Source organism: Thiomicrospira pelophila DSM 1534 (assembly GCF_000711195.1).
GTDB lineage: Bacteria > Pseudomonadota > Gammaproteobacteria > Thiomicrospirales > Thiomicrospiraceae > Thiomicrospira > Thiomicrospira pelophila.
On the sequence record NZ_JOMR01000001.1, the window covers coordinates 1200511 to 1220454 of the forward strand.

23 protein-coding genes are annotated in these 19944 nt (G+C 42.8%); 18 read left to right on the forward strand and 5 right to left on the reverse strand.

Features of this window, described 5'->3' with window-relative positions; translation table 11 throughout:
* The first annotated feature begins 1 nt into the window (after window position 1).
* From N746_RS0105770 to N746_RS0105850, 17 genes are all read left to right on the forward strand, one after another.
* Window positions 2–880 (forward strand): prephenate dehydrogenase, encoded by an 879-nt coding sequence (locus tag N746_RS0105770; protein WP_029934734.1) that lies wholly within the window; start codon window positions 2–4, stop codon window positions 878–880.
* Window positions 881–925: 45 nt separating this feature from the next.
* Window positions 926–2266 (forward strand): 3-phosphoshikimate 1-carboxyvinyltransferase, encoded by a 1341-nt coding sequence (gene aroA / locus N746_RS0105775; RefSeq protein WP_029934735.1) that lies wholly within the window; start codon window positions 926–928, stop codon window positions 2264–2266.
* Entirely contained in the window at window positions 2266–2922 is a 657-nt protein-coding gene (gene cmk / locus N746_RS0105780) for a (d)CMP kinase (RefSeq protein ID WP_029934736.1), read from the forward strand. The genes aroA and cmk overlap by 1 nt, the downstream gene beginning before the upstream one ends.
* A 111-nt stretch (window positions 2923–3033) precedes the next feature.
* Window positions 3034–4692, forward strand: a complete 1659-nt coding sequence (gene rpsA / locus N746_RS0105785) for a 30S ribosomal protein S1 (protein WP_029934738.1) — start codon at window positions 3034–3036, stop codon at window positions 4690–4692.
* Between the two features lie 83 nt (window positions 4693–4775).
* Window positions 4776–5123, forward strand: coding sequence for an integration host factor subunit beta (locus N746_RS0105790; RefSeq protein ID WP_483855297.1), 348 nt, complete (start codon window positions 4776–4778; stop codon window positions 5121–5123).
* Window positions 5124–5141: 18 nt separating this feature from the next.
* Entirely contained in the window at window positions 5142–5471 is a 330-nt protein-coding gene (locus N746_RS0105795; protein WP_029934742.1) for a LapA family protein, read from the forward strand.
* 43 nt (window positions 5472–5514) lie between these two features.
* Window positions 5515–6210, forward strand: coding sequence for an orotidine-5'-phosphate decarboxylase (gene pyrF / locus N746_RS0105800; protein ID WP_038125900.1), 696 nt, complete (start codon window positions 5515–5517; stop codon window positions 6208–6210).
* Window positions 6211–6351: 141 nt separating this feature from the next.
* Entirely contained in the window at window positions 6352–6711 is a 360-nt protein-coding gene (gene rpsF, locus N746_RS0105805) for a 30S ribosomal protein S6 (protein WP_029934749.1), read from the forward strand.
* A 1-nt stretch (window position 6712) separates the two neighbouring features.
* Window positions 6713–6940 carry a 30S ribosomal protein S18 gene (gene rpsR, locus N746_RS0105810; protein ID WP_029934750.1) on the forward strand — a complete coding sequence of 76 codons (228 nt, stop codon included), beginning with the start codon at window positions 6713–6715 and terminating at the stop codon, window positions 6938–6940.
* Window positions 6941–6968: 28 nt separating this feature from the next.
* A complete protein-coding gene (locus tag N746_RS0105815) occupies window positions 6969–7865 on the forward strand; it encodes a DUF2232 domain-containing protein (RefSeq protein WP_029934751.1) in 897 nt (298 codons plus the stop codon).
* A 10-nt stretch (window positions 7866–7875) separates the two neighbouring features.
* Entirely contained in the window at window positions 7876–8325 is a 450-nt protein-coding gene (rplI, locus tag N746_RS0105820; protein ID WP_029934752.1) for a 50S ribosomal protein L9, read from the forward strand.
* Window positions 8326–8464: 139 nt separating this feature from the next.
* Complete coding sequence (gene dnaB / locus N746_RS0105825; RefSeq protein WP_029934753.1) at window positions 8465–9916, forward strand: replicative DNA helicase; 1452 nt, start codon at window positions 8465–8467, stop codon at window positions 9914–9916.
* Between the two features lies 1 nt (window position 9917).
* Window positions 9918–10997 (forward strand): alanine racemase, encoded by a 1080-nt coding sequence (gene alr, locus N746_RS10830; protein ID WP_029934754.1) that lies wholly within the window; start codon window positions 9918–9920, stop codon window positions 10995–10997.
* Window positions 10998–11597 (forward strand): NUDIX domain-containing protein, encoded by a 600-nt coding sequence (locus N746_RS10835; protein WP_029934755.1) that lies wholly within the window; start codon window positions 10998–11000, stop codon window positions 11595–11597.
* Between the two features lie 17 nt (window positions 11598–11614).
* On the forward strand, window positions 11615–11953 hold the full coding sequence (locus tag N746_RS0105840) for a hypothetical protein (RefSeq protein WP_156018276.1): 339 nt from the start codon (window positions 11615–11617) through the stop codon (window positions 11951–11953).
* A gap of 6 nt (window positions 11954–11959) precedes the next feature.
* Window positions 11960–13318 carry an MATE family efflux transporter gene (locus tag N746_RS0105845; protein ID WP_029934757.1) on the forward strand — a complete coding sequence of 453 codons (1359 nt, stop codon included), beginning with the start codon at window positions 11960–11962 and terminating at the stop codon, window positions 13316–13318.
* The gene (locus N746_RS0105850; protein ID WP_029936334.1) at window positions 13299–13715 is read left to right on the forward strand and encodes a YchJ family protein; all 417 of its coding nucleotides are present in this window, start codon (window positions 13299–13301) and stop codon (window positions 13713–13715) included. Before N746_RS0105845 ends, N746_RS0105850 begins: the two co-directional genes overlap by 20 nt.
* Window positions 13716–13723: 8 nt before the next feature.
* Here N746_RS0105850 and N746_RS10840 read toward each other — a convergent pair whose 3' ends face one another.
* Window positions 13724–13885, reverse strand: coding sequence for a hypothetical protein (locus N746_RS10840; RefSeq protein ID WP_156018278.1), 162 nt, complete (start codon window positions 13883–13885; stop codon window positions 13724–13726).
* A gap of 85 nt (window positions 13886–13970) precedes the next feature.
* Between N746_RS10840 and N746_RS0105860 the strand changes: the two genes are divergently transcribed.
* Entirely contained in the window at window positions 13971–15074 is a 1104-nt protein-coding gene (locus tag N746_RS0105860) for an SPOR domain-containing protein (RefSeq protein WP_029934758.1), read from the forward strand.
* Here the strand turns inward: N746_RS0105860 and N746_RS0105865 are convergent.
* The 4 genes from N746_RS0105865 to N746_RS0105880 are packed head-to-tail and all read right to left on the reverse strand — an operon-like array spanning window position 15054 to window position 19880.
* Window positions 15054–16589: an ATP-binding protein gene (locus tag N746_RS0105865; RefSeq protein ID WP_029934760.1), complete on the reverse strand. Its 1536-nt coding sequence runs from the start codon at window positions 16587–16589 to the stop codon at window positions 15054–15056. The two genes, N746_RS0105860 and N746_RS0105865, sit on opposite strands and share 21 nt — an antisense overlap.
* Window positions 16590–16622: 33 nt before the next feature.
* Window positions 16623–17351 carry a response regulator transcription factor gene (locus tag N746_RS0105870; protein ID WP_029934762.1) on the reverse strand — a complete coding sequence of 243 codons (729 nt, stop codon included), beginning with the start codon at window positions 17349–17351 and terminating at the stop codon, window positions 16623–16625.
* Between the two features lie 15 nt (window positions 17352–17366).
* Entirely contained in the window at window positions 17367–18299 is a 933-nt protein-coding gene (locus N746_RS0105875; RefSeq protein ID WP_029934764.1) for a cupin domain-containing protein, read from the reverse strand.
* A 48-nt stretch (window positions 18300–18347) separates the two neighbouring features.
* Window positions 18348–19880 (reverse strand): RNA polymerase factor sigma-54, encoded by a 1533-nt coding sequence (locus tag N746_RS0105880; RefSeq protein ID WP_051678541.1) that lies wholly within the window; start codon window positions 19878–19880, stop codon window positions 18348–18350.
* Window positions 19881–19944: the final 64 nt, after the last annotated feature.

Genomic DNA, 19944 nt, shown 5'->3' on the forward strand with positions numbered 1-19944 from the left:
CATGAGAATTGAGCGCTTATGTGTAATCGGAGTGGGTTTGATTGGCGGTTCGTTTGCTTTAAAGCTTAAACAGCTGGGTTTGGTAGATGAAATTGTCGGTTACGGACATCGCGTCGAAAATCTAGAAAAAGCGGTTGCGCTCGGTGTCATTGACCGCTATGAAACAGACGTCACCTTCGCCGTTAAAGACGCGGATTTAGTGGTGTTGTCCGTCCCATTAGGCGCGATTGGTTCGCTATTTGCCGAAATAGTGCCACATCTTAATCCAAAAACAATTGTAACGGATGCCGGTAGTGCCAAAGACAGCGTAATCAAAGATATTGTAGAGAAACTGGGAGATTGTCCGCCAAACTTTGTACCTGGGCATCCAATTGCAGGTCGTGAAAAAAGCGGGGTGGAAGCGGTTGAAGCGGATTTGTACCAAAACCATCGTGTCATTTTAACTCCCACTGAAACCACCAGTGAATCCGCAGTTGAGTTAGTAAAGTCACTTTGGACATCGGTTGGCGCTAATGTCAGCTTAATGGCTCCGGCTTTTCATGACGAAGTATTTGCTGCAACCAGTCATTTGCCACATATGCTGGCATTTGCGTTAGTGGATATGTTGAATGAACACGCTGAGCTGGGCAATGTTTTTCAATACACCGCTGGAGGATTCCGCGACTTCACACGGATTGCATCCAGCGATGCGACTATGTGGCGAGATATAGCTTTGCATAATTCGACAGCCCTAGTGAAGTGGTTGAACGAGTATCAGGCGGAATTAAAACAACTCACACAGTTAATTGAATCCAAAAATGGTCCCGCGTTATTTACACTGTTTGATCAAGCCAAAGCGGCACGGGATCAACATATTCTAAATCGCAACACGGATATTTAATAATCTAACTTCTTTAAATTAAAATTCAATATTAAGACCAACCTTATGAAAAATATACGTTTTATTATCCAGCCTGGTGGCTCATTAACCGGTACGATTCGTGTTCCAGGTGATAAATCTATTTCACACCGAAGCATCATGTTGGGGTCAATTGCAGAAGGCACAACCAGCGTAACGGGCTTTTTAGAAGGTGATGATAGCTTGGCGACCTTAAAAGCTTTCCAAGCAATGGGGGTTAAGATTGATGGCCCACATCAGGGCAAAGTTATAATTGAAGGCGTCGGCTTGAAAGGTTTAAAGGCACCCAGTCACGCGCTGAATATGGGAAATTCAGGCACTTCTATGCGCTTATTATCTGGCATTTTGGCTGGTCAAGACTTTAGTTGTGAATTAACCGGCGATGCCTCTTTAAGCAAACGTCCCATGAAGCGTGTAATTGATCCTCTAACACAAATGGGAGCGACGATTGCCAGTGAGGATAAAGGTCTTCCTCCACTAAAGATTCAGGGAAGTCCTAAGCTTAAAGCGATTGATTACACCTTACCCATGGCGAGTGCACAGGTTAAGTCTTGCGTGTTATTGGCCGGTTTATATGCCGATGGCGTAACCCGCGTTATTGAGCCTGCACCGACTCGAGACCATACGGAACGCATGTTGCGCGGTTTTGGTTATGAAGTGCAATCTGAAGCCTTAGATAAATTAGCCACACGCGTTACATTAAAAGGTGGCGGAAAACTCAAAGCTGGGCCTATTGATGTGCCATCTGATATTTCTTCAGCCGCGTTTTATATGGTTGCCGCCTCGATCGCACCAGGATCGGATTTATTAATTCAGCACGTAGGTTTGAACCCAACTCGCACCGGCATTATTGATATTTTGCGTTTGATGGGTGCTGACTTAACCTTGGAAAACGAACATGAAGTCGGCGGAGAGCCGGTGGCGGATGTCCGTGTACGCTATGCAAAACTAAAAGGAATTCAGATTCCTGAAGCTTTAGTGCCTTTAGCGATTGATGAATTCCCGGTTTTATTTGTTGCTGCTTCCGCCGCTGAAGGTACAACGGTGTTAACTGGTGCTGAAGAATTACGCGTCAAAGAGTCTGATCGGATCCAAGTTATGGCGGATGCTTTGCAGGCCATTGGTGTTGACGCGCAACCGACAGAAGATGGCATGATCATTAAAGGTGGCCAACAAGTACCGCAAAAATCAAAAATCATTAGTCATCATGATCATCGTATTTCAATGGCAATGACGGTTGCGGCCTTAACGGCAGTGGCACCGATTGAAATTGAAGATTGCGCCAACGTAAACACGTCTTTTCCTGGATTTGTTGAGCTGGCAAACTCAGTTGGTCTTAAAGTTGTCGCACAGGAGGCATCAGAATAATGCATACAATCGTTACTGTTGATGGCCCAAGCGGAGTTGGGAAAGGCACATTAGCTCAACTTTTATGTGACTATACAGGTTTTCATTTTTTAGATAGTGGGGCGATTTATCGCACGCTCGCTTATGGCGTGATCGCGAAAAATATTGATCTGGCCAATATGCCTGAACTGGTGAATTTAGCCGAAAGCTTACCGGTGATATTTGAATCTGGACGCGTACTGTTTGATGGTAAAGATATAACCACGGCCATTCGCAATGAAGAGGTCGCTGCCATGGCCTCCAAAGTAGCGGCGATTCCTGAAGTACGCGCGGCTTTATTACAGCGCCAAAAGGATTTCGCACAAGCACCAGGCCTGGTGGCTGATGGTCGTGATATGGGTACGATTGTTTTCCCAAAAGCACATGCAAAACTTTTTTTAAAGGCCTCCGCTGAAGTACGTGCAGAAAGACGCGTTAACCAGTTGAAAAATCAAGGTGTTACTGTTAATATTGCCCAAATAACTCGCGACATTATGGAACGTGACGAGCGTGATCAAAACCGCTCAGTATCGCCTTTAGTGCCTGCGCAAGATGCTTTTATCATTGATACGAGCGATTTAAACATCGATCAAGTCTTTGAAAAAGCAAAAGAATTCCTACAAAAACGTGGGATATGACGACAAGGTTGATTATTGGGGAATCAACCATTGCTAACTGACCCGAAACACATTACTTGCCCCAAAATTGGTATTGTATTCGGTTTTGTAATTTAATTTGGTAATCCACTCATGAGTGAAACTTTTGCACAGTTATTTGAAGAATCTCTTCAGCTAGACCGCTTCCAAACAGGCGCTTTAATCATCGGTACTGTTGTTGGTATTGATAAAGAAACCGTAATGGTTGATGCCGGTATGAAATCAGAATCGGCCATCCCAAGAAAACAATTTGAAGACGCTAATGGCGAACTAGAAGTCGCCGTTGGTGATGAAGTTGAAGTTTGCCTAGAGGCCTTAGAAGATGGCTTCGGCGAAACTCGCTTATCGCGCGAAAAAGCGAAACGCGCGAAAACTTGGGATCGTCTTGAAGCTGCCGTTGAAGAAAACGAAACCGTTATTGGTTTTGTTACCGGTAAAGTTAAAGGCGGCTTGACCGTTGATGTTGAAGGTGTACGTGGTTTCTTACCAGGTTCATTGGTTGACACACGTCCGATTCGCGACTTTGGTTTCCTAGAAGGTAAAGAAGTTGAGTTGAAGCTGGTTAAGATCGATCGTAAGCGTAACAACGTGGTGGTATCACGTCGTGCCGTGATCGAAGCTGAGAGCAGTGCAGAACGTGAAGCGCTATTGGCGAACATGGAAGAAGGTTCCGTTCTTAAAGGTATCGTTAAAAACCTTACTGACTACGGCGCATTCATCGATTTGGGTGGTGTTGACGGTCTATTGCATATCACTGATATGGCATGGCGTCGTGTTAACCATCCTTCAGAAATCGTTCAGGTTGGTGATGAAATCGAAGTTAAGGTTCTTAAGTTCGACAAAGAACGTAACCGTGTTTCTCTAGGCTTGAAGCAAATGGAAGAAGATCCATGGTCAGATATGGTCGCGCGTTACCCAATCGGTTCTGAAACCGCTGGTAAAGTGGCTAACATCACAGACTACGGCGCATTCATCGAAATCGAAGAAGGCATCGAAGGTCTTGTTCACACCTCTGAGTTGGATTGGACTAACCGCAACATTCACCCATCTAAAGTGGTTCACTTGGGTCAAGAAGTGCGCGTGAAAATCCTAGACGTAGACCAAGAACGTCGTCGTATTTCATTAAGTATCAAACAGTGTACTGTTAACCCATGGGAAGGCTTCTCAGCGACTCATAACAAGGGTGACAAGATCACAGGTAACATCAAGTCAATTACTGACTTCGGTATCTTTATCGGCCTAGACGGCGGTATTGATGGTTTGGTTCACTTGACGGATATCTCTTGGGCTCAAAATGGCGAAGAAGCCATTCGTGAATTCAAGAAGGGTGACGAGCTTGAAACCATCATTCTTTCTATTGATCCAGAAAGAGAGCGTATTTCGCTAGGTCTAAAGCAGCTTGAGCAAGATCCTTTCTCACAATATGTGGCCGCTAATGGCAAAAACAGCATTGTAGTTGGGACGGTTAAGTCTGTAGACGAGAAGGGCGCGGTAATCGATTTAGCTGAAGAAGTGGAAGGTTATCTTCGTACTTCAGAACTTAAAGAAGAAACGCGTGATGCAACTACTGTTCTAAGTGTTGGTGATAAAGTTGAAGCTAAGATCACTAACATTGACCGTAAGAGCCGTAGCCTATCTTTGTCTGTTAAAGCGAAAGATAAGCAGGATGAGGCAGAAGCGATTAAAGGCTATACCTCTAATCAAGATCAAGCCACCAATACGCTTGGTGACTTATTAAAAGGTCAGCTCTAAACCTGACAAACGATTTTTAATTCATTAGCTTGAATTAAAAATATTGTTTGGTCGTTCAGTGTTGAGTTAATTTTATTAGCTCAATGCTGTTCCTCATCATTAGTGAGAAGGTAAAGAGTATTGAAATGACCAAGTCAGAATTGATTGAGCTCATAGCGAGAAAACAAACCCAACTCTCACAAAAAGATGTCGAGATTGCGGTAAATCAGATTATTGAGTCGATGATTAATGCTTTAGCTGAAGGCGATCGAATTGAAATTCGTGGGTTCGGCAGTTTTAGTTTGCATCATAGACAAGCCAGAATGGGACGAAATCCTAAAACTGGTGAAGCAGTAAAGCTACCCGAAAAGCGTGTTCCACACTTTAAACCGGGTAAAATTCTGCGTGAACAGGTTGATGCGTCTAAAGCATCGACTGATATCATATGTTAAAAATTGAGCCAACCTTTTATGATTAAGCTCCTATCTTTAATTGCAACCCTTGCATTTGTTGGATTTGGAGTCGTATTGGGTTTGCTTAATCCAACACTTGTGTCGTTTGATTATTTATTTGGTCAGCGGCACATTCCTCTTTCCGTTTTACTCAGTGTTTCATTTGTCCTTGGTATGCTTTTCGCCGGTCTATTCGTGTTTACGCAAGTCATGCGTTTGCAATGGAAACTGCATCGTTTGAATAAACAGCATAAACAACAAGCCATTGAAATTATTGAACTCAAAAAACAATTGCATAAAACACCCTCAGCCCCGTCACATGATATGGCACTTAAGAATCCGGGCTAAGTGTTTAAATTTAAATTAATTTTACGTTACTAGGGGAACGATCGTGTCGTCATCTTCTCGTGTTATTGTGGCTTTAGATTTTGCTAATCAAGCCGATGTTTTCAAGCTTGTTGATCAGCTTGATCCAACGCAATGCAAGCTCAAAGTGGGCAAAGAATTATTTGCCATCGCCGGACCAGGCCTGGTTGAACAGCTGGTCAGTCGTGGTTTCGATGTGTTTTTAGATTTAAAGTATCTTGACATTCCAAATACGGTTGCAATGGCCTGTAAAGCCGCGGCAAACATGGGTGTTTGGATGGTTAATGTGCATGCTTTAGGTGGTCCCAATATGATGACTGCTGCCAAAGAGGCTATATTGTCTGCTGATCATCAGCCGATTTTAACCGCGGTGACTATTCTTACCAGCTTTGATCCTGCACAGCTAAATGCTATTGGCCTATCAGGAAGTATTCAAGACAATGTCGTGCGTTTGGCTAAACTGGCGCAAAGTTCTGGTGCAGACGGGGTAGTGTGCTCTGCACAAGAAGCCACCGAACTTAGAAAACATGTGTCAAAGGATTTTTGTTTAGTCACTCCGGGGATTCGTCCAGCCGGCTCAAAAACGGATGATCAGAAGCGCATTATGACCCCGGTTGAAGCCGTTCAAGCTGGCTCGGATTATTTGGTGATCGGCCGTCCAATTACTCAATCATCAGACCCTTTGGCATCGTTATTAGAAATTAACCAATCTTTAAGCTAGAAAGCCCTCTAAACTTATTGCATTAAGGCGTGGATTTCTCTATAATTCTCGCCTTTCATGCGGCATAAACGCCGTTTTGGAATTCCTTGCCTTATCATTGAAAAGTGAAAGGCTCTGTTATTAGATCCATAAGGAGAGACCATGCGTCATTATGAAGTAGTATTCCTAGTGCATCCTGATCAAAGCGAGCAGGTGCCTGCAATGATCGAGCGTTACCGTTCGATCATTGAACAAGCTGATGGAAAGATTCACCGTCTAGAAGACTGGGGTCGTCGTCAATTAGCTTACACAATCAACAAAGTACACAAAGCGCATTACATTCTAATGAATATTGAATGTAACCAAACCGCTTTGGATGAACTTGAAAATGCGTTCTATTACAATGATGCCGTGTTACGCAAAATGGTAATCGCACGTAACGAAGCGGTTACTGAGCCGTCTGTCATGGCAGGCAAGAAAGATGATAAATCTGAAGCCACTTCATACCATAAGGGAGAGTAACATGGCGAGAAATTTTGGACGTAAAAAATACTGCCGTTTTTCTGCAGAAGGCGTTAAAGAGATCGATTATAAAGATATTGATACCTTGCGTGCTTACATTACCGAAACAGGTAAAATCGTACCTAGCCGTATTACAGGTACCAGCGCTAAGTATCAGCGTCAATTGGCGACAGCTATTAAGCGTGCACGCGTATTAGCTTTATTGCCATACACTGATCAGCACAAGTAATTAAAGTTCTGAAGAAACAAGTAATACTATGATAGCAATTGCCAATTTTGTGATGAAAGGCCCTATGCAGGCTTATCTAGCAGCGATTGGGTTTGCCTTGTTGACTGTTTGGTTTAGCCCGTTTGGTATTTTTGCGGGTGCCGTTATCGCATTAATTACATTACGAGTTGGTGTAAACGATGGTTTTAAAACATTATTAGCTGCAATGGCTGTTCACCTGGTGGTTTCTGGATTTTTATCTGGAACTTACTTACCTGGTCTAATAGCCATTATTGAGTTTATGGTGCCTATTTGGATTTTGGCGGTTGTGTTACGTCAAAGCAATTCAATGGGTTCAACACTTCAGTTAGCGGCCTTAATGTCCGGTGCAGGTTTATTACTCGCTCATTTCATGTTAGGGGATTTACCTGCATGGTGGATGGGTTTATTTGACCAGATGTTCCGTCCTGTTTTAGAAGAAGCCGGTGTGGCTTATTCGACCGACACGATTGAGCAAATGACCAATGTTATGTCTATGTTATTAGCCATGTTTGCGGTTGTTCTCTGGTTTGGTACGGTGTTAATCGGGCGCTGGATGCAGGGTGTTTTATATTATCCAGGACAGTTCCAAAAAGATTTTCATCAGTTAAGATTGCCTAAGAATGTGGCGATAGCAACGGTGATTGTCGCGATTGCCAGCTTATTTTTAAATGAATCTAGCGGTGGATTGTTAGGTGACTTATTTGGCTTGCTTAGTATTGTATTAATGTTTCAAGGACTGGCGATTAGCCACCATGCAGTGTTTATTAAACATCTCAGCAAGGGTTGGTTATTTGCTCTATATTTTTTACTGCTTGTGTTTCCACAAACAGTATTAGTTTTAGCGATCGTCGGCTTAGCGGATACATTTAGTGATTTCCGCAGTCGATGGGTAGAAAGTAAATAGAGGTTTTCTTATGAACGTTATTCTGCTTGAAAAAGTACAAAATTTAGGCGGTTTGGGTGATCAGGTTGCGGTTAAAGCCGGATATGCTCGTAACTTCCTGATTCCACAAGGTAAAGCTAAACCTGCTACAAAAGACAACGTAGCGGAATTTGAAGCACGTCGTGCAGAGCTTGAAAAGCAAGCGGCTGAGTTATTAGCTCAGGCCCAAGCGGTATATGAAAAAATGAATGGTATGGTTGTCACGATTGAAGCGAGCGCTGGTGAAGAAGGCAAGCTATTCGGTTCAATCGGTACCCAAGATATTGCGGATTCACTAAAAGCATCTGGTTTCGATATCGAGCGTCGTTTTGTGCGTATGCCTGAAGGGCCACTTCGTCATACCGGCACATTTGAAATTGATGTTCAATTACATACTGATGTAATTGCTTCAATTAATGTTGAGGTAAAAGCAGGCGCTTAATTCGTCAGCTTTACTTGCGTTTAAAAAAGCCAAAATGATTTTTTCATTTTGGCTTTTTTTTATTTCAACTCGACAGCCCCGATTTTTCTATCCGCATCGTTTATAATAAGAACTCATTTATAAATTCAGCATGTTGGTTATGAAAGGCAATCTCCAAACCGTTACAACGGCCGCCCAAACTCCCTTTAAAGTGCCACCGCACTCCATCGACTCAGAACAATCTGTACTGGGCGGGTTAATGTTATCAAACACTTCATTTGAAGATGTTTCAGTTGTCATTAACGAATATGATTTCTATACCAAACAACATCAAGCGATTTACTCGGCCATTTGCGAATTAAGCCGTAGTAATAAACCATTTGACTTGGTTACAGTGGTGGAGTTGTTAGAAGCCTCAAATCAAATTGAATTGGCGGGGGGGAAAGCTTATCTTGCAGAACTTGTGTCAAATACACCGGGTGCCGGTAACATTCTATTCTATGCACAAATTGTGCGCGAAAAATCGGTTCTTAGAAAGCTGATTGATGCATCAAATGAAGTGTCGGAAAGCTGTTTCTTTACCAAAGGTAAAGATATTCGTGAAATTCTGGACTTTGCTGAATCCAAAATCATGGCGATCGCTGAGCATGGAGAAGGTAAACAACGCCAATACAAAACCATGGATGAGCTATTGGCCTCAGCCATTAACCGAATTGATGAACTATTTAACTCAGATGGTTCGATTACCGGAATTGAAACCCACTTAACTGAGTTTGATGAAATGACATCCGGCCTGCAAAATGGTGATTTATTAATTGTGGCCGGACGACCATCCATGGGTAAAACCACTTTTTCGATGAACCTGGCTGAAAACGTAGCGACAAGAAGCGGTTATCCAGTCGCGGTCTTTAGTATGGAAATGCCCGGCGAGCAATTGGCGATGCGTATGATTAGCTCGTTGGGCCGAATTGACGCCCATCGCATGCGAACTGGTAAGCTCCAGCCGGAAGACTGGGCCAAGATGAATAAATCTATTTCACTTTTGTCTAGCGCTGATATTTATATTGATGATACACCCGCTCTCATGATTACAGAGTTGAGAGCCCGCGCACGTCGTATTGATAAAGATATTCGGGATAAACAACGCCGCAAAGCGATCGATTCGGGGGTTGAGGATCCGGAATCAAAAGTAACCGGTTTAGGTTTAATTGTCATCGATTACCTTCAGCTTATGCGAGGCTCTCATAATACCGATAATCGTGTAAATGAAATATCCGAAATTTCGCGTGGTTTAAAAGCCCTTGCAAAAGAATTAAACATCCCCGTTATTGCTTTATCACAGCTCAACCGAAGCTTAGAACAACGCCCAGATAAACGTCCCAAAATGTCAGACTTGCGAGAATCCGGTGCGATTGAACAGGATGCCGACTTAATTATTTTCATTTATCGTGATGAAGTTTATCACCCTGATACCGATGATAAAGGCACCGCTGAAATTATTATTGGTAAACACCGTAACGGCTCTATAGGTACGATTCGTCTAACCTTTATTGGCGAATATACTCGTTTTGAAAATTACGCTTCCATGCCAGCACAGGATATGCATTACTAGTATGTCACGTCCTATTTGCGCCCAAATCAACTTAGCGGCATTACGTCATAATTTAAACCAAGTTCGCGATTTAGCACCAAATTCTAAAATTTGGGCGGTGATTAAAGCGAATGGATACGGTCATGGAGTAGGCCGAGTGGCTAATCAACTTGCTTCGGCTGACGGATTTGCGGTGGCGTCAGTTGATGAAGCTCTAATTTTGCGTCAAAAAGGATTTATCCATCGTATCCTGCTACTTGAAGGGGTTTTTTCAGCCGATGAAATCAATCTAGTAGAACAACACCGCTTAGAAATGGTAGTGCATTCACCTCATCAAGTTAACTGGCTATTGAAAGCGGATATTCAAACACCGATTAAAGTCTGGGTGAAATTAGATACGGGCATGCATCGGTTAGGATTTAGTCCGCAAGATTTTGAACAAATTATGATTAAGTTACAAAGTGTCCAACCCAGGATCAGTTTGCATGTGATGTCTCACTTTGCCAGTGCGAGTGAGAGCGCCGAATTTACGGCTAAACAACTTGCAGTTTTTGAACAAATGACTCAGAACCTTGACTACCCAAGAAGTTTTGCTAACTCAGCAGCCGTGCAACACCTAACGCAGGCGCATTTTGAGTGGGTTCGTCCTGGCATCATGTTATATGGCGCAGGTATTTTAAATAAGTGGCAAACTCAATTCCGTGCCGTACTCACTTTTCGTACGAAACTTATCAGCCTTAAATGGATTGAGCCAGATGAGGCGGTGGGATATGGTCAAACATGGCAAGCTGAACGCCGCAGTTTAATTGGTGTGGCTGCGGCGGGTTATGGTGATGGTTATCCTCGTCATGCGCCTAGCGGTACCCCCGTTTTGGTTAATGGAGAACGTGCTCAAATTGTCGGTCGTGTTTCCATGGATATGATTACGATAGATTTAACCGACTTTGCAGACACGGTAAAGATTGGCGATCCAGTGATCTTGTGGGGAGACGGTTTAAGTGTGGACGAAATTGCTGACTCGGCTGGTACAATCGGTTATGAACTCTTATGTGGTATTACCCAACGCGTGCCCATAGTTGAAGTGAATAGTGAGGTTCAGTAATTGAAAAAAACACTTAATATTCATTCGAAAACAATCGCTTATCAAGGATTCTTTAGAATTGAATTAGTCGATTTCCAGCACAGTCTTTATCAAGGTGGCATGAGCCCAAACATACAGCGTGAACTATTCAATCGAGGCCAAGCGGTGGTTGTTTTACTTTACGACTTAGCTAAACAATGCGTGGTTTTAATTGAGCAGTGCCGAGCAGGCGCATTAGATCAAGCTCACAAAAATCAAGACGACCACCAGGCCTGGTTGATCGAACCGGTTGCCGGTATGATTGACGAAGGTGAAACTGCATTAGAAGCATGTGAACGCGAAGTATTAGAAGAGGCGGGGATCGCTTTAAATAATTTTGAATACATAACGCAGTTTTACCCCAGCCCAGGCGGTTCAAGCGAAATTTTACACCTTTATGCGGCCGAACTAGACAGCGATCAAGTGGCTGAATACTCGGGTTTAGAACATGAGGTGGAGGATATTCGAATTATCAGGTATCCCTTTGATCAAGCTAAACAACAACTACTGAATGGGGAATTTAATGTAGCCAGTACCATCATTGGGTTACAATGGCTTTTTTTTCAACGTTTAGCCTCCTAAACCACTGAGTATCAGCCATGCTTGACCTATTTCGTTATGCCCATCCCAGCAAAAGACTGCATCAGATAATGGTTCTAATCAGTTCAGCTGCGTCCGTAATCTGGTTATATTACACGATCATAGCGCAGCAACTTTTACCGCGTATGATTAAAGGCGAAACTGAATTGTTGGATGCTTTAATAGGGTTTCCTTTGGTCTTAGCCTTGGCGATTGTAATTTATGCGATTGTGTATTGGTCAATTAAATGGTTCATTATCTTTGTAGCCCCCCAAAAACTAACTTTACCTCCTGAAGAACATGAGGTGGAATTTGATCCTTCGTCTCAGAATGATCAACCGCCTTCAGATAAGCCTTAAAATCTCATGACATTCATTGCTATTAAAGCTGAAATTAAACAGCTGATTCGTTTGGCTCTACCTATTTTTACCGCCCAACTTGCTTTAACCAGCCTAGGTGTTGTGGATACCATTATGTCTGGCTGGGTTGGGGTGGCCGATTTGGCGGCGATTGGCCTAGGTTCCAGTGTATTACTGCCAGTCTTTATTTTTACCACCGGCATCCTGTTAGCGATGACGCCAATGACGGCACGATATTTAGGTCAAAATAAAGTCGAGCAAATTGGCTATAACCTAGCGCAAGGTTTATGGCTAGCTTTACCATTGGGCATCGCCAGTATGCTAGTTTTAATGAATCCGCAAGCTTTACTAAACCTACTGAACCTAACACCCGAAGTGTTTTCTTTGACCGAAGACTATCTATTTTGGGCGGCATTCGGCTTACCTGGCATCGCACTGTTTCAAGTCTATCGATTCTTTTGGGAAGGCCTGGGGATCACATTGCCAACCTTAACATTAAGTTTGGGCGCGTTATTTTTGAATATTCCGCTAAATGCCTTATTTATTTACGGTTATGGACCAATAGAGGGCATGGGAGCGGTCGGTTGTGGTGTCGCGACAGCAATTGTTATGTGGTCGATGTTGATTGGGGGCTGGGTTTATGTGCGTTTTTCCGCTAAAACACAGGCCTACCGCGCAAAAACTAGAGTTTGGCCGAATTGGTTAACCGGCTTTAAGCCGATTTTGCTGCTTGGCCTACCGATGGCTTTTGCATTGTTGTTTGAAGTAGGCATGTTTAGTTTTATTGTTTTGTTTATTGCACCCTTAGGCACAAGCGTGATTGGTGCGCATCAAGTGGCTATGAGCTTTACATCTTTATTATTCATGTTACCGCTGAGTTTAGCTATGGCGATGACGGTAAGAGTAGGGTTAGCCTACGGTCAAGAAAACCGCGACGCTCTACTGTGCAGTATTTATACTGGGGCAGGGCTAGCTTTGTTATTTGGTATTATCTTGTCTTTATCCACCTTAAGCTTTAGAGAAAATATAGTAGCCCTATATACTTCACATACGGATGTTGTGCAGATTGCTTTGATACTTTTTTTATTTGCCGCATCTTATCAAGTGTTTGATGCGATTCAGGTTGCAATGGCTGGCGCACTTAGAGGGCTGCATGATACACAAGTTACTATGTGGGTAACTTTGATGAGTTATTGGGGTATTGGCTTAGGTGGCGGCTATATTCTGGCTTTCTTTAATCCGTTTGGTGCGACCATGGGGGTATTTGGTTTTTGGCTTGGCATTGTATGTGGTTTAGCTATGGCCGCCATTTTATTAATATATCGCTTACGCTGGATGATCCAACATGTTGAATTCAAACAATAGTTTACCCAAATCTTCTAAAGGTTGCGCTTGTACTTCAGGCAAGAAATATTCGGATTGTTGCCAACCTTTACATAATAAAACGCAACCGGCTTTAACCGCTGAAGCCCTAATGCGATCAAGATTTAGTGGGTTTTGTTTGGGTTTAACGGATTATCTACTAAAGAGTTGGTGTGACACTACGCGACCCAACGATCTGGATTTAACTGATCAGCCTAATTGGCTAAAGCTTGTTATTTACCAGACACATATGGGATTAGAAAAGCATGCCATTGGCACGGTTGAGTTCGGTGCATTTTATCAACATGGTGAAAAGCTAGAAGAAATGCGAGAAATCAGTCAATTTCAACGAAACTCGAACGGCCAATGGTGCTATCTTAGCGGTGAGATTATAAGTTAGAGTCGTTGTTACTCAGATTTATTAGATTGGTTCGGTTTTTCGTCTTTTCTATTTTTAAAAAAACGATATAAACCAAACATCAGTGCTCCAACGATGGTAACGCTGATAACCGTTAAAACTAACATGAGTAAAAGTGCATCCAGCACTTGATCCAAAGTAATCGAAGCCATTTAAATTTCCATTTATTTTTTATGGCTTACATTCTACAATAAAAAACTTAATTCACATCACCATTGAGGCAGTTGGGAAGATTTTATGGCACAAACAATTTCAGAACTTGAGAAAGAGCGCGCCAAGTTGCTCGAAGCGATCGAAGCTCAAGCCAGTCAGATTTCAACGAAACGTTCACCATCATCGAGCGCGTCTACCAACGAAGCGCGTCCCCATACTTTAAACGATTGGCTAAACGCCGCGGAGCAAGTTATGCCTGTATCTCAAAATGCACCATCTAGCAGTAGCAGTTCACGTGATTCTTACAGACAACAAAGTCGGCCCGCTTCAAACAAACCACCAATGAACACACCCAATAATAAAGTGTCTTTTTTTGGGGTGATTATTATGTTGTCTTTGCTGTTGACGGTTATCGGAGTGGTTTACATTGCCTACACCACGATTCAGAAAGACTTGCAGCAAATGAGCAATATTCATAACGAAACCATCGAAACTATGGCTCAACTGCAAGAAGATATGGTTGCGCTTCGAGAAACAGTTGAACAGGGTGGAAACTCTGAGGCTTTTGAAGAAGTGATTGCGCGTCTAGATCAATACGAGCAAGAACTAAGCGGTATAAAGCACCTACAAGCTAACATGCAGAATCAACGCCCACGTTTAAACCCGAATGCATTAAACGATGTCACTCAAACTTTAGAGCGCCAAATGGAATCACGTTTACAAGGTTTGGTGGATCAACTTAAACAATCAGGGGTTGCTTTGGAGGGGTTAACGTCTGATGAACCAGAAACCACTCAAAATGAGATGACAATAAATGAGCCGACCGTGGCCGAACCGAAAGAACCAAGTGTGCCTAGAGTTGAAGAAAAGTTAGTTCGTCTAGTTGAACCCCAATCCGCTAAAGAAGAGGGTTTAAGTTGGTTAAAACAACAAACACCGGAACACTATGTTTTACAACTTGCTAGCATGCAAGAACGTGCCGGCATTGAGAAAATTATTGAGAATAAAAACATTAAGAATGCGCAAATCATTCCACAGATACGTGACGGTAAACAGAGTTATGTATTAGTGCTAGGTACTTATAGTCAGCGCACAGAAGCCAACCAAGCCTCAATCCAGGTGAAAGAAGAGACCAAAATTTCACCTTGGATTCGTCGAGTACGTGATTTAACTAGTCGAATTGAGTAGATTCAAACTTAATTTAAAACACACACCTTGCAGGTCAGCTTGTTTCCAATTGCTGGCTTGCAAATCAGCTTGATGAAACTCTGCAATCAATCGTGCCAGATATAACCCCAAGCCTAAATGTGTTTCCTCTGTTTCACTTGGCAGCCGCATGGATACCATGCCTTCGAATATCTGCGTTTCAAAACCCACCGGCAATAGTGGGCCGCAATTAATCACTTCAATACTTATTTTCATAGCAGTGTTTGCTAAACGAATTCGAATCGGACAAGCTGCATTATTAAAAGATAAGGCATTGTCGATCAATTTATCTAAAAGCTGTTCTAGCAAAAAACCATCGGCTTTTATAGTTAAATCATGTTTAGATAATTGATTCTCTATGACCACCAGGCCTGGTGCTTGACTCGATTGCACATCAACAAAATAGTTAAGCAGTCTAGGTGTAACTTTGAGTGACATTAAGCGGTGATTTTGTAAGCTTTGCTCTAAGCTTGATGATTCTGATAAAGCTTGGATGATGCGCTGAAGTTGCTGCAGACTTTGTTGAGCTTGCTCAATCCTTGGATGATCGGATTCTAAACTGAGAAGCTCTAAGCTCGCACTTAAGCGATTAATCGGGTTGTGTAATTCATGACGTAAACTATTTGGCAATTGTTTTAGATAACGCTCATAACTGGCTATTTTCTGAAGAATTTCTAGTATGTTCTGGCGTAGGTCTGTAATTTCATCTGCATAAGGTTCAGGGCGTTTTAAAACATGAGGTTGCCATTGGCGGGTCTCTAATTCAAAACTGCTGGTTACATCATTACTCAAGCGCACAATGCGATTGGATAAAGAGCGTGAATACCACCAAACCCCCAATAACACTAACAGCATTAACACACTGCCTAAACCAACCAAATAATGAAAGTGGCGTAAGGTTTGATTAAAAATCGTGTCGAGGTTTTGCTCAAATACAATTGCGCCCACTTGTTGTTTATCAAGATAGAGTGGGCTTGCCGACATTAAGCTAACTGGTTTACCTTGTTGATCAGTACGGTATTGTTGACTGGGTTGGCCTTTTAACGCCATCTTTATTAAGGTGAGTTCGGGTTTTTCGCTTTGTGGAAAAGGGTAAGGCAAAACTTGACCCGAAAGCCGACCGACTAGCCCAATAACTTGCGCACCTAACTGTTCAAAAATCGGGGTTGATTGTGGAATTGGTTTGGCCAATTGTCCCATTACATAGTTGGTTTGACCTTGTGGGTTAACTAACCAAATTGAACTGCTATGCAAATCAACATGGGACAGAACTTGACCAGCAGCCTGAGTTTGTCCCCATAGATCCGGACGATTCTCTAAAATCAGTGCCAGGTTTTGTACCGTATGCTGATGCAACCGTGCTTGGTGCTCAAGTAACAAGTGTTGAAAGTCCATCGCAAACCGATAGGCGAGAAGCGGTAACAAACCCAGCATTAAAAGCAGGAGTACTAAACGACGTCGAATCGTAAACTTAAAGGGAAGGTTTGGCGGTTTCATAATCTGTCATTTCTTAAACTAGAATTAGTGGTATTAATTTGCATCTCGCCAGCTATATCCTCGTCCGTAAACGTTATGAATTTGATCAAAATTCGGGGAATGTTGTTTAAACGCTTGTCGAATTCGACAGATATGAGTATTGATTGTATTACGTTCCACCACACCTTGTGTTGCGGCCTGTAATTGCTGGTAAGAAATCACTGAACCCGCCGGCTGTTGAGCAAATTGTTCAAGCATTTCAAGTTCAGTAATCGTTAATGCCAAAAGCTGATTTTGCCAATAGGCTTTGAGGTTTGGCTTATCAATTACCAAACCTGATAACTGACTAGTGGTTTGATCTGAAGGCGCTTGTGAAACCGCGTGATTTGACCCCTTTGTCAGTCGCAGTATATTCGTCACTTTGCGTTGTAATACCGCTAAACTCACGGGTTTAGGCAGATAATCAACCGCTCCCAAATCATGACCGAGCATAATATCAAATTCAGATTGACGCTCAGACAGGAATATAATTGGAATAGGGCGCTGATAGGATTGTAACTCTCGCGCTAAATCAAAGCCCGCATCCTTATCAGAGCCCAAAATAATATCCGCAATAAACAAATCAGGTAACTGCTGTTTAAAGCGTTGCTGAACATCCGTTTTAGTCTGGTAGGCTTCTAAAACAAGGCCTGGCTGCTGTGAAAGAGCCACGCGTAAGTTTTCAAGTTGCGCTAAGTCATCCTCAACTATCAGCACACAATAAGTCTCATGCTCTGATTGCATGATCACCAGGCCTGGTTATTTAACAAACTGAAAATCAAGGATCTGCATATTCATAATTAAGCCGGCATCTTGAATAGGCAACACAATCGCATCTTCATCCGACTCGTTGTGGTGTGAGTGCCACCAGCCTGGAGGCGTAATAAACACCGATCCAGCAACCCAGTTGGCACGGATCGGATCCACTATTTGGCCGTTCTCATCCAATTCTTTACCAATCATTGTGTAGGTGTTTTCACCCGCTGATACACAATAGTCGATCGCGATGGAATTATGACGATGCGGCTTCTGAACGACTTTTTTCGGCAAAACATTATATAAAGACCAAAGCGTGTGCGTTAAAGTCATGGTTAATGGAAAGTTCGGGTTAGATAACAAAATACCGGTGCGATTCCGACCTTCGCCTTGTGCTCGAACTCTGGCTAATTCTTCATGTAGGCGTTGTTTGGTATAAAGTACTGGCTCAAAACGTTGCTCAGTCGGCTGTACGCCCAAGTAGTTTAATAACGGTGCATCGTGTACCCAATAAAGCGCAGAATCGGCTGTTGCGCTGTGTAAAGCATCAGGCACAGCCGGTAATGTAAACAAGTCACCTTCGTTCCACTCAATTGTGCCATGTTGCATTTGAGTACGCCCTTTGCCTCGAATCACATAAAACATTTGCGAGGTAGCTTTGGCATCGGTGCGAATACTGGTGCCGTCGCTAATACGTATAAAATTCGCCATCAAGTTGGGTGTGGTCGCATCATAGCTGGTTTGCAGCTGCGCCTTTAGATCGAACGGAATAATGCGTGTCGCGCCATCTTTATGCAAACTGTGCGGAAAATCAATCACATCAATTTTTGGCATCGGCGGATTTACAGCTGACATATACTCTTTAAACTCAGCCTGATGTTGCCATTTTTGTTGGGCTGCTTGCTGAACTTGTTCGATAGGTTGTCTATTCATCATAGGATTTATCTCGCTATTAAAGGGTCTATGTTTATGCGGCTAATTATATTAGCGAAAGCGATGCAGTTTTTTGCGTTCGCTAGAGGAGGGGATGCCTAAAGCCTCACGATATTTAGCAATCGTTCGGCGAGCGACACTAATATCCTTTTCTTCCAATAATTCCATTAATTTATTATCGCTTAAAGGCTTTTTGGCCTCTTCTTGAGATATTAACTCCTTGATATGCGCTTTAATCGCAATCGCCGATTGATCGTCACTGCCATATTGGCTAACGCCAGTTGAAAAGAAATATTTTAGCTCAAAGGTACCGCGCGGTGTTTGAATATATTTTTGATTGGTGGCGCGTGAAATGGTCGACTCATGCAACTCTAGAACTTCAGCTACCTCACGTAACACTAAAGGCTGCATGGCTTGCTCACCTTCTTCAAAAAAACGGTGTTGTTTTTCTACAATATAACGTCCAACCCGCAATAGGGTTTCTCCACGGCTCTGCACGCTTTTAATCAAACCACGCGCTTCAAGTAATTGCTCTTTGATTTTTCGTGCTTGTTCACTATCGGTTAATTTACTGGCTAAATCGATATAAGTGGAGTTTACGGTTAATCGAGGAAAAGCATCCGCATTCAACTCAACCACCCAACCTTGGCGTGAACGAAACAAACGTAAATCCGGCACGACAATATCGGCCTGGGTAACCGAAAACTCTCGGCCCGGACGCGGATTGAGTGACTGGATACTACGAAGCAATTCATCAAGTTGAGCATCATCTAGCCCGTACACTTTCTTAATACGCTTATGATCGTGGTAGGACAACCAATCAAAGTGCTCTTCTATCAATTGCTTAGCGGTAACAAAGTAGGGCGTTTTCGGCATAGATTTGAGTTGCAAAAGTAAACACTCTTGTACTGAACGAGCACCGACGCCTGAAGGTTCGAATTGCTGAACAATTTCTAACACGGCTTCTAGATCTTTGAGACTTACTTTTAATGAAGGCTCATTTTGTTGGATTGAGTTGAGTACAGATTCAAGTGGTGCATGGAGATAACCTTCGTCATTGATTTCATCAATTAAGAACGAAGCGATAGTGGCGAAGCTATCGGATGGCCAAGCATAAATATCGGCTTGCCAATTTAGGTGACTATGTAAGCTAACTTGTTCGGCGGTGTAATTTTCCGGTGCGGTGTAATCATCAGAGTCTTGTGAACTGCTGGTTTGAGATGAGGAAGGGGTGGTTTGGCGATCACTATACAGGTCATCCCAGGTGTAATCAGCACTGTAGGCATCGTCAGCATGGTTGACATCATCATTAATATCCAGGGCTTTTAAGTCGCTATCTGTGGACAATGGGCTATCAGAATCAGAATCTTCAGGCGCGTCTTTATCACGCGATTCATCTGAGCTATCAAACTCATCGATCAACTCATCTTCAACCTCAAGCATAAAGTTGGTTTCAAGCGTCGCTTGAATCGTCTGCTGAACCTCCAGAGCGGAATACTGTAATATCTTAATTGACTGTTGCAACTGTGGCGTCAATTTAAGTTGTTGGCCAATATTTATTTGTAAACCTGGCATCATTGCCATCTACAAACACTCCTTTAATTCATCAGAATAGTCTGGTCTTATTCTAACAATAAAACCCAGACAA

Excerpts from the sequence above, each read along its gene's own strand:
- N746_RS0105770 (WP_029934734.1), top strand. The coding sequence starts at position 2 with ATGAGAATTGAGCGCTTATGTGTAATCGGAGTGGGTTTGATTGGCGGT.
- aroA (WP_029934735.1), top strand. The coding sequence starts at position 926 with ATGAAAAATATACGTTTTATTATCCAGCCTGGTGGCTCATTAACCGGT.
- cmk (WP_029934736.1), top strand. The coding sequence starts at position 2,266 with ATGCATACAATCGTTACTGTTGATGGCCCAAGCGGAGTTGGGAAAGGC.
- rpsA (WP_029934738.1), top strand. The coding sequence starts at position 3,034 with ATGAGTGAAACTTTTGCACAGTTATTTGAAGAATCTCTTCAGCTAGAC.
- N746_RS0105790 (WP_483855297.1), top strand. The coding sequence starts at position 4,776 with ATGCTGTTCCTCATCATTAGTGAGAAGGTAAAGAGTATTGAAATGACC.
- N746_RS0105795 (WP_029934742.1), top strand. The coding sequence starts at position 5,142 with ATGATTAAGCTCCTATCTTTAATTGCAACCCTTGCATTTGTTGGATTT.
- rpsF (WP_029934749.1), top strand. The coding sequence starts at position 6,352 with ATGCGTCATTATGAAGTAGTATTCCTAGTGCATCCTGATCAAAGCGAG.
- rpsR (WP_029934750.1), top strand. The coding sequence starts at position 6,713 with ATGGCGAGAAATTTTGGACGTAAAAAATACTGCCGTTTTTCTGCAGAA.
- N746_RS0105815 (WP_029934751.1), top strand. The coding sequence starts at position 6,969 with ATGATAGCAATTGCCAATTTTGTGATGAAAGGCCCTATGCAGGCTTAT.
- rplI (WP_029934752.1), top strand. The coding sequence starts at position 7,876 with ATGAACGTTATTCTGCTTGAAAAAGTACAAAATTTAGGCGGTTTGGGT.
- dnaB (WP_029934753.1), top strand. The coding sequence starts at position 8,465 with ATGAAAGGCAATCTCCAAACCGTTACAACGGCCGCCCAAACTCCCTTT.
- alr (WP_029934754.1), top strand. The coding sequence starts at position 9,918 with ATGTCACGTCCTATTTGCGCCCAAATCAACTTAGCGGCATTACGTCAT.
- N746_RS0105840 (WP_156018276.1), top strand. The coding sequence starts at position 11,615 with ATGCTTGACCTATTTCGTTATGCCCATCCCAGCAAAAGACTGCATCAG.
- N746_RS0105845 (WP_029934757.1), top strand. The coding sequence starts at position 11,960 with ATGACATTCATTGCTATTAAAGCTGAAATTAAACAGCTGATTCGTTTG.
- N746_RS0105850 (WP_029936334.1), top strand. The coding sequence starts at position 13,299 with ATGTTGAATTCAAACAATAGTTTACCCAAATCTTCTAAAGGTTGCGCT.
- N746_RS10840 (WP_156018278.1), bottom strand. The coding sequence starts at position 13,885 with ATGGCTTCGATTACTTTGGATCAAGTGCTGGATGCACTTTTACTCATG.
- N746_RS0105860 (WP_029934758.1), top strand. The coding sequence starts at position 13,971 with ATGGCACAAACAATTTCAGAACTTGAGAAAGAGCGCGCCAAGTTGCTC.
- N746_RS0105865 (WP_029934760.1), bottom strand. The coding sequence starts at position 16,589 with ATGAAACCGCCAAACCTTCCCTTTAAGTTTACGATTCGACGTCGTTTA.
- N746_RS0105870 (WP_029934762.1), bottom strand. The coding sequence starts at position 17,351 with ATGCAATCAGAGCATGAGACTTATTGTGTGCTGATAGTTGAGGATGAC.
- N746_RS0105875 (WP_029934764.1), bottom strand. The coding sequence starts at position 18,299 with ATGATGAATAGACAACCTATCGAACAAGTTCAGCAAGCAGCCCAACAA.
- N746_RS0105880 (WP_051678541.1), bottom strand. The coding sequence starts at position 19,880 with ATGGCAATGATGCCAGGTTTACAAATAAATATTGGCCAACAACTTAAA.